General features: G+C 64.9%; 8 protein-coding genes and 1 pseudogene. 1 reads left to right on the top strand and 8 read right to left on the bottom strand.

The window, feature by feature from the left end:
- Window positions 1-45: 45 nt before the first annotated feature.
- A pseudogene (locus MOV74_RS24230) lies at window positions 46-801 on the bottom strand (aspartate aminotransferase family protein); the annotation flags it as partial.
- Window positions 802-1258: 457 nt separating this feature from the next.
- Between MOV74_RS24230 and MOV74_RS24225 the strand changes: the two are divergent.
- Window positions 1259-1771, top strand: a complete 513-nt coding sequence (locus MOV74_RS24225; protein ID WP_014491301.1) for a GcrA family cell cycle regulator — start codon at window positions 1259-1261, stop codon at window positions 1769-1771.
- A 284-nt stretch (window positions 1772-2055) separates the two neighbouring features.
- Here the strand turns inward: MOV74_RS24225 and phoB are convergent, their stop codons facing one another.
- The 7 genes from phoB to MOV74_RS24190 all read right to left on the bottom strand — a co-directional run.
- Window positions 2056-2763 (bottom strand): phosphate regulon transcriptional regulator PhoB, encoded by a 708-nt coding sequence (gene phoB / locus MOV74_RS24220; RefSeq protein ID WP_008143479.1) that lies wholly within the window; start codon window positions 2761-2763, stop codon window positions 2056-2058.
- Window positions 2764-2786: 23 nt separating this feature from the next.
- The gene (gene phoU / locus MOV74_RS24215; RefSeq protein WP_246928241.1) at window positions 2787-3503 is read right to left on the bottom strand and encodes a phosphate signaling complex protein PhoU; all 717 of its coding nucleotides are present in this window, start codon (window positions 3501-3503) and stop codon (window positions 2787-2789) included.
- Between the two features lie 11 nt (window positions 3504-3514).
- A complete protein-coding gene (pstB, locus tag MOV74_RS24210; protein WP_246928239.1) occupies window positions 3515-4336 on the bottom strand; it encodes a phosphate ABC transporter ATP-binding protein PstB in 822 nt (273 codons plus the stop codon).
- Window positions 4333-5184 (bottom strand): phosphate ABC transporter permease PstA, encoded by an 852-nt coding sequence (gene pstA, locus MOV74_RS24205; RefSeq protein WP_246928222.1) that lies wholly within the window; start codon window positions 5182-5184, stop codon window positions 4333-4335. Before pstA ends, pstB begins: the two co-directional genes overlap by 4 nt.
- Before the next feature lie 4 nt (window positions 5185-5188).
- On the bottom strand, window positions 5189-6178 hold the full coding sequence (gene pstC, locus MOV74_RS24200) for a phosphate ABC transporter permease subunit PstC (RefSeq protein WP_246928244.1): 990 nt from the start codon (window positions 6176-6178) through the stop codon (window positions 5189-5191).
- Window positions 6179-6337: 159 nt separating this feature from the next.
- Entirely contained in the window at window positions 6338-7351 is a 1014-nt protein-coding gene (pstS, locus tag MOV74_RS24195) for a phosphate ABC transporter substrate-binding protein PstS (RefSeq protein ID WP_246928219.1), read from the bottom strand.
- A gap of 144 nt (window positions 7352-7495) precedes the next feature.
- Window positions 7496-8457 (bottom strand): ATP-binding protein (locus tag MOV74_RS24190; RefSeq protein WP_246928216.1); only part of this gene is annotated, 962 nt, incomplete at its 5' end.

Here is an 8457-nt window from a genome sequence, read left to right as displayed (position 1 = left end):
ACGCATCTCGTGTCAATTCGGACGCAGCTCGGCTTCCGACAGGACGCCGCCGCCGAGCGCCTTCGCCAGCGACATCACGTCAGGTGTGACGCCGGTGCGCCTGTAAGCGAAGAGATCGCCGCTGCGGCCCATGCCGGTCTGCACCTCGTCGAATGCGAGCAGCAGGCCCTTGTCGTCGCAAAGCTGGCGCAACGCCTTGAGGAAAGAAGGCGTCGCCGAGCGCACGCCGCCCTCGCCCTGGATCGGCTCGATCAGGATGCCGGCGGTGTCGGGGCCGATCGCCTTCTTCACGGCTTCGAGGTCGCCATGCGGGACCTGGTCGAAACCGTCCATCGGCGGGCCGAAACCTTCGAGATATTTTGCAGAGCCGGTCGCGGCGAGCGTTGCCAGGGTGCGGCCATGGAAGGCGCCTTCGAAGGTGATGATGCGGTAGCGCTCGGGATGCCCCTTGGAGAAGTGATGATGGCGGACCAGCTTGATCACACCCTCCAGCGCTTCGGCGCCGGAATTGCAGAAGAACACGAAGTCCGCGAAGCTCTCATTGCACAGGCGCACGGCGAGCTTCTCGCCGTCCGGGCTCTGAAACAGGTTCGACATGTGCCAGAGCCTGGTCGCCTGCTCCTGCAGCGCCTTGATCAGATGCGGGTGGCAATGGCCGAGCGCATTCACAGCGACGCCCGAGGTGAAATCGAGATAGCGATCGCCATTGGTCGCGATCAGCCAGCAGCCTTCGCCGCGTTCGAAACCGAGGTCGGCCCTGGCGAAAACGGGGAGCAAATGCGGCGCTGCGCTGTTAGTCATGACGATCACTTGAATGTTGCGGACGGTGTGACGCGTGCATTGCGCAACGCACCATTGACCGGCCCGGAAAACGAAACGTGCCGCCTTTTAAGGGCGGCACGCAGGACTATCTTATGCTTGGCAAGACGGGTGTCAATGCCGCCCGGAAAGCCTCGGGAAACGCTGAATCCGTAGTCTTGCGGTGCCGATTTTGCGGGTTTTCACCACGGAACATGTGGAAGCGAGTCGGCGGACTCTTGCGCGGGAGTCACGCCATATTGTAGCGTTTGGATTGTCAGATACGACATCTCGTGCAGCGGTTCTGATCCCAAGAGTCCTCTTGTACCGGCGTAAACGTTCGGGCGTCAGTCACGCGCCCGGCGAGCCTTAAGGGATTCTGACGGCACGGGTTTTTGAAGGCTTAGGCATTCGCTGCAAGGCCCCAGGATGGCTGGCCGGCAGCGAGGGAAAGGGTGCAATGACGGTTTTGACCTGGTCCGATGATCGCGTCGAGCAGCTGAAAAAGCTCTGGGAGGCCGGACTTTCGGCCAGCCAGATCGCAGCAGAGCTCGGCAATGTGACCCGCAATGCCGTGATCGGCAAAGTGCACAGGCTCGGTCTGTCCGGCCGCGCCAAGAGCCCTTCATCGGCAGCGCCCCGGCCGCGCAAGGCGCGTCCCGCGCAGCACATGATGCGGGTGACCCGCCCCATTGCGCGCGGCAACACCGCGCTGGCGCAGGCCTTCGAGGTCGAGGTGGAGGCAGAACCGGTCACCTACGACAACGTGGTGCCGATGAGCCAGAGGTTGTCGCTGCTGGAGCTGAACGAGGCGACCTGCCACTGGCCGGTCGGCGATCCCTCGAGCCCGGATTTCTTCTTCTGCGGCGGCAAGGCGCTCTCCGGCCTGCCCTATTGCGCCCAGCACTCGCGCGTGGCGTATCAGCCCGCAGCGGACCGTCGTCGTGCACCGGCCAAGCCGGGCCCGCGGTGAGTTAGCGAATTAGTTGACTAAGGACGGCGCTGTCACGTGATGACGGCTCCAATTACTCGATGTCATCCCCGCCTAGTGCGCAATTTCGCACGGGGCGCGGGGATCCATAACCACAGGGCGCAATTGTTGCGCGAGATGGTCACTCCGAGTCTTCGCCAAACCACGTCCTGTGGTTATCGCGACGAGCGCAAGCGCTTGCGCGGAGGTCCCGGGCTCGCGCTGCGCGCGCCCCGGGAAGACACTGAGTGTGTCGCCGCAGCTCGCCAAACACCAGCCCGCAAACCTTACGTCTGCTCAGCCTTCGCGAAGCGATCGTCCAGCGCATAACCCGCGCCGCGGACGGTGCGGATCGGGTCCTGCTCGCGGCCGAGATTGAGCAGCTTGCGCAGGCGGCCGATATGGACGTCGACGGTGCGCTCGTCGATGTAGATGTCGCGGCCCCAGACGCTGTCGAGCAGCTGCTCGCGCGAGAACACGCGGCCGGGATGCTCCAGGAAGAACTCCAGCAGCCGATATTCGGTGGGGCCGAGATCGATCGGCCGGCCCGAGCGCGCGACGCGACGCTTGTCGCGATCGAGCTCGATGTCGCCATAGGCGAGCACGGTGGCGAGCCGCTCGGGGCTGGCGCGCCTGAGCAGCCCCTTCACGCGCGCCAAGAGCTCCGGCACCGAGAACGGCTTGACGATGTAGTCGTCGGCGCCGGTCGCAAGACCACGTACACGCTCGCTCTCCTCGCCGCGCGCGGTGAGCATGATGATCGGCAGCTGCTTGGTCTCGGGACGGGTGCGCAGGCGGCGGCACAGCTCGATGCCTGACAGGCCGGGCAGCATCCAGTCGAGCACGATCAGGTCGGGAATGTGCTCCTTGAGGCGGGTGTCGGCGTCGTCGCCGCGCATGACCGTCTCGACGTCATAGCCGTCGCCTTCGAGGTTGTAGCGAAGAAGCTCGGTGAGAGCTTCCTCGTCCTCAACCACCATAATGCGTGCGCCCATGGTGTCGTCGCTCCTTGAGGTCTTCAGCTATTCGGGATCGTCGTGGCGAAGGTGGTCATGTCGCCCTTCGGCCGCTTGTCGGTGATCGCCTGGCCCTCGATCATGTAGAACACGGTCTCGGCGATGTTGGTGGCGTGGTCGCCGATCCGCTCGATGTTCTTGGCGCAGAACATCAGATGGATGCAGAACGAGATGTTGCGCGGATCCTCCATCATGTAGGTGAGGAGCTCGCGGAACAGCGAGGTGCAGATCGCGTCGACTTCCTCGTCGCCCTTCCACACCGCCATCGCCGCCGGCAGATCGTGCGCGGCATAGGCGTCCAGCACCGACTTGACCTGCTGCTGCACGAGGTCGGTCATGTGCTCCAGGCCGCGGAACAGCTTCAGCGGATGGAAGTCGGTCTCCAGCGCGGCGACCCGCTTGCCCATGTTCTTGGCGAGGTCGCCGATCCGCTCGAGGTCGGTCGCAACGCGCATGGCGCCGACGATCTCGCGCAGATCGACCGCCATCGGCTGGCGGCGGGCGATGGTGAGCACGGCGCGTTCCTCGATGCGTTTCTGCAGCGCGTCGAGCTCGGCGTCGATGGTGACGACGCGCTGGCCGAGCGCGACGTCGCGGCGGATCAGCGCGTCGACGGATTCGACGATCATGCGCTCGGCGATGCCGCCCATCTCGGCGACCAGGCGGGTGAGCTCCTGGAGGTCGGTGTCGAAAGCCTTGGCGGTATGTTCAGTACCCATGTTCCGTCTCCTCAGCCGAACCGGCCGGTGATGTAATCCTGCGTGCGCCGGTCGGTCGGCGACGTGAAGATCTTGCTGGTGTCGTCGAACTCGATCAGCTCGCCGAGATACATGAAGGCGGTCTTGTCGGAGACGCGCGCCGCCTGCTGCATGTTGTGGGTGACGATCGCGATCGTGTAGTTCTCGGACAGTTCCTGGATCAGCTCCTCGACCTTGGCGGTCGAGATCGGATCGAGTGCCGAGCAGGGCTCGTCGAACAGGATCACCTCGGGCCGCACCGCGACGGTGCGCGCGATGCAGAGGCGCTGCTGCTGACCGCCGGAGAGCGACAGGCCGGAGGCGTTGAGCTTGTCCTTGACCTCGTTCCAGAGCGCGCCGCCGCGCAGCGCCTTCTCGACGCGGTCATCCATCTCGGACCTCGAGATCTTCTCGTAGAGGCGGATGCCGAACGCGATGTTCTCGTAGATCGTCATCGGGAACGGCGTCGGCTTCTGGAACACCATGCCGACCCGGGCGCGCAGCAGATTGAGGTCGAGCCTGGGGTCGAGGATGTTGGTCTGGTCGAGCATCAGCTGGCCGGTGGCGCGCTGGCCCGGATAAAGATCATACATCCGGTTGAAGATGCGCAGCAGGGTCGACTTGCCGCAACCGGACGGGCCGATGAAGGCCGTGACGCGGTTGGCGCCGAGCGTCAGGTTGATGTTCTTCAGCGCGTGGTGCTCGCCGTAATAGAAGTTGAGGTTGCGCGCGGTGACCTTGGCCGGTGCCTCGGGCAGCGGCTGCGAGCCGGGATGAACGGTCGGCGCGCTCACGGAAACAGACATTTCGCTCATTTTGCAGTCCTCTCGGCGCCGATGATGCGCGCGCCAATGTTCAGGGCAAGCACGGTCAGGGTGATCAGCAGCGCGCCGCTCCAGGCGAGCTGCTTCCAATAGGCGTAGGGGCTCTGGACGAAATTGTTGATGGTGACCGGCAGGTTGGCCATCGTCTTGTCCAGGCCGAGGCTGAAGAACTGGTTCGACAGCGCTGTGAACAGCAGCGGCGCGGTTTCGCCGGCGACGCGGGCGGTGGCGAGCAGCACGCCGGTGATGAGGCCCGAGCGCGCCGCGCGATAGGCGATGCGCTTGATCACCAGCGAACGCGGAAGGCCCAATGCGCTGGCGGCTTCCCGCAGCGGATTCGGCACCAGCAGCAGCATGTCCTCCGTGGTGCGCACCACCACCGGGATGACGATGACCGCGAGAGCCAGCGCGCCTGCGATCGCCGAGAAGCCGCGCATCGGTACCACCACCGCGCCATAGATGAACAGGCCGATGATGATCGAGGGCGCCGAGAGCAGGATGTCGTTGATGAAGCGGATCACCGAGGTCAGCTTGTCGTTGCGGCCGTACTCGGCGAGATAGGTGCCGGCGAACAGGCCGAGCGGCGCGCCGATGCCGACGCCGAGGACGGTCATGATGATCGAGCCGACGATGGCGTTGCGCAGGCCGCCCTCGGTCGAGCCGGGCGGCGGCGTGTCGGCGGTGAAGACCTGGAGATTCAGACCAGCGAGGCCGTTGTAGAGCAGCGTGGCCAGGATCAGCGCGAGCCAGGTGACGCCGAAGGCGGCCGCGGCGATGCAGAGCCCACGGATGACGAAGTCCTTGCGGCGGCGGCGCGAATAGATCGGATTGAGAGCCATGACGTTAGTTCCCCGCCTTCTTGTCCAACCGCATCAGCATCAGCCGCGCGGCGGCCAGCACGAAGAACGTCAGCACGAACAGCAACAGGCCGAGCAGGATCAGGCCGGACTGGTGCAGGCCGTCGCTCTCGGCGAACTCGGAGGCGATCGCCGCCGAGATCGTCGTCCCTGGCGCGAAGATCGAGGAGGAGATGCGGAACGAATTGCCGATGATGAAGGTCACCGCCATGGTCTCGCCGAGCGCGCGGCCCAGCGCCAGCATGACGCCGCCGATGATGCCGACCCGGGTGTAGGGGATCACCACGCTGCGCACGACTTCCCAGGTGGTGCAGCCGACGCCGTAGGCGGCCTCCTTCAGCACCGGCGGCACCGTCTTGAACACGTCGACCGAGATTGAGGTGATGAAGGGCAGCACCATGATGGCAAGGATCAGCGCGGCATTGAACGTGCTGAGATAGGACGGGGGACCTGCGAAGATCGCGCCCAGCACGGGGACGCCGTCGAAAATCCTGATCATGAAGGGCTGGAAGGTGTTGGCCAGGAACGGGCCCAGCACGAAGAAGCCCCACATGCCGTAGATGATCGAGGGAATGCCGGCGAGCAGCTCGATCGCCATGCCGATCGGGCGGCGCAGCCATTGCGGGCAGAGCTCGGTGAGGAAGATCGCAATGCCGAGACCGACGGGAATGGCGATCAGCATCGCGATGAAGGAGGTGACGAGCGTGCCGTACATCGGCCCGAGCGCGCCGAGCACGGGCGGATCGGCCGACGGCGCCCAGCGCTGCGTCCACAGGAAGGAAAGGCCGTATTCCCTGATCGCCGGGAACGCACCGACGATCAGCGAGATGATGATGCCGCCGAGGATCAACAGCACCGAGATCGCGGACAGCCGCGTGATCCAGTAGAAGGTGACGTCGCCGAGCTTGAACGCGCTCAAGGCCTTGGCGCGGTCATACGGTCCGGCGTCGTCGATGATATCGCTCTGAACGGCCATTTCTGCCACGCCGATCCCCTGTGCCCATTTTTATATACGCTTGTTCTTGGTCGCGTGCCCCGGATGCGACGCTGCGCCGATCCGGGGCCTGGTTCTTGGCGGGCCCGGCTCAGCGGGCAGCGTTTCACGCTGCCGCGTCCGGGACACGAGAGCCGTTTCTTAGCTCTTGATCTCGGCAGCCCAGGTCTTCTCGATCAGCTGGACGACGCTGTCCGGCATCGGGATGTAGTCGAGCTCCTCGGCCGCCTTGCCGCCGCTCTTGAAGGCCCAGCGGAAGAACTTGATGGCTTCCTGCGAGGCCGCCTTGTCGGTGGCGGACTTGTGCATCAGGATGAAGGTCGCCGCGGTGATCGGCCAGGACTTCTCGCCGGGCTGGTCGGTCAGGATGACGTAGTAGCCGGGCGCCTTGGCCCAGTCGGCGTTGGAGGCGGCCGCCTGGAACGCTTCGACGGTCGGCTGCACCGGCTTGCCGGCCTTGTTGACGAGACCGGTGTAGGTCAGCTTGTTCTGCTTGGCATAGGCGTACTCGACGTAGCCGATCGAGTTCTTGGTCTGGCTGATGTTGCCCGACACGCCTTCGTTGCCCTTGGCGCCGACGCCGACCGGCCACTCGACCGCAGTGCCCTCACCGACCTTGCTCTTCCAGTCCGCGCTGGCCTTGGAGAGGTAGTTGGTGAAGTTGAAGGTGGTGCCCGAACCGTCCGAGCGGCGGACCACGGTGATCGCCTCCGAGGGCAGCTTCGCGTTCGGATTGAGCTTCTTGATCGCGGCGTCGTCCCACTTGGTGATCTTGCCGAGATAGATGCTGGCCAGGGTCTCGCCGTCGAACACCAGTTCGCCGGGCTTCACGCCCTCGAGGTTGACGACGGGAACGATGGCGCCCATCACCATCGGCCACTGGACGAGGCCGTCCTTCTCGAGCTGCTCGGCCTTGAGCGGCGCATCGCTGGCGCCGAAGGTCACGGTCTTGGCCTGGATCTGCTTGATGCCGCCGCCGGAGCCGATCGACTGGTAGTTCAGACCGTTGCCGGTCTCCTTCTTGTAGGCGTCAGCCCACTTCGAATAGATCGGGAACGGGAACGTCGCGCCTGCACCGGTGATGTCGGCAGCAAAGGCCGCCGTCGCCGACGCGGCGACCACGCCGGCAGCGACGATCGTTTTGAGGAAATTCATGCTGGTCTCCATACAGGGGAGCGAAGCGCCATCAGCGCCCGATCGCGCTCCCCACGCCGCCCGTTTAGGAGCGGTCGGCTGTGCTTTTACGAAGGTTTCGTGACAGCCGGATGACACCATCAAGCGATTGAAATCGCTTGATTATTAGATCTGAGCCGGGGCCTTCGCCTGGGGAAAACAAGCGCTGAAAGTGGCGCCCTGTCTTGGCACGCTTTCGATCAAAAGCCGGCCGCGATGGCGATTAAGAATATGTTTCACCAACGATAATCCGAGCCCGGTCCCGCCTTGCGAGCGGCTGTCGCCGACGTCCACCCGGTAGAACCGCTCGGTCAGTCGTGGCAGGTGCTCGGGAGCGATTCCGGGGCCGAAATCGCGAACCATGATCCGGATTTCCTGAGTTCCATCAGTGGCCGCGCCCGAGGTTAGCGACACGATGACGCGTCCGCCGGAGGCGCCGTATTTGAGCGCGTTCTCGATCAAATTCTCGAACAGGCGGAGCAGCTCCTCGCGGTCGCCCGCGATCATCACCGGGCTATCAGGCAAATGGATCTCGACCTCGACCTGGCGCTCGCGCGCCAGCGGCTCGAGCCCGTCGGCGACCTGGCGGATGATCGGCAGCAGGTCGACCAGGGTGTCGGGCCGGACATGGGCCGACAGCTCGACCCGCGACAGCGACAGCAGATCGTCGATCAGGCGCGCCATGCGGGTGGCCTGGTTGTGCATGATGCCGAGGAAGCGCTCGCGCGCCTTGGGATCGTCCTTGGCCTGGCCCTGGAGCGTGTCGATGAAGCCCGACAGCGCGGCGAGCGGCGTGCGCAGCTCGTGGCTGGCATTGGCGACGAAGTCGGCGCGCATCTCCTCGACCCGCCGCAGCGGCGTCTGGTCGTGAAAGGTCATCAGCATGCATTTGTCGGCGCCGCCGAAGCTGGTCGGCACCGGCACCGGCGTGATCATGAGCTCCATCCAGCGATCGACCGGAACATGATCGAGATAGGTCGCGCGCCGCGGCTCGGTGGTCGCGATCGCTTCGCGCAACGCCGTGATGATCTCCGGCGAGCGCAGCGCGAACTGAGCGATCTCGTTCCGGCGCAGCGCCGGCGCGAGCT

The sequence above is a fragment of the Bradyrhizobium sp. SHOUNA76 genome, from assembly GCF_023006445.1.
Lineage (GTDB): Bacteria > Pseudomonadota > Alphaproteobacteria > Rhizobiales > Xanthobacteraceae > Bradyrhizobium.
Note: the sequence above shows the minus strand (reverse complement) of the source record. Positions and strands in the feature narration are given on the sequence as shown.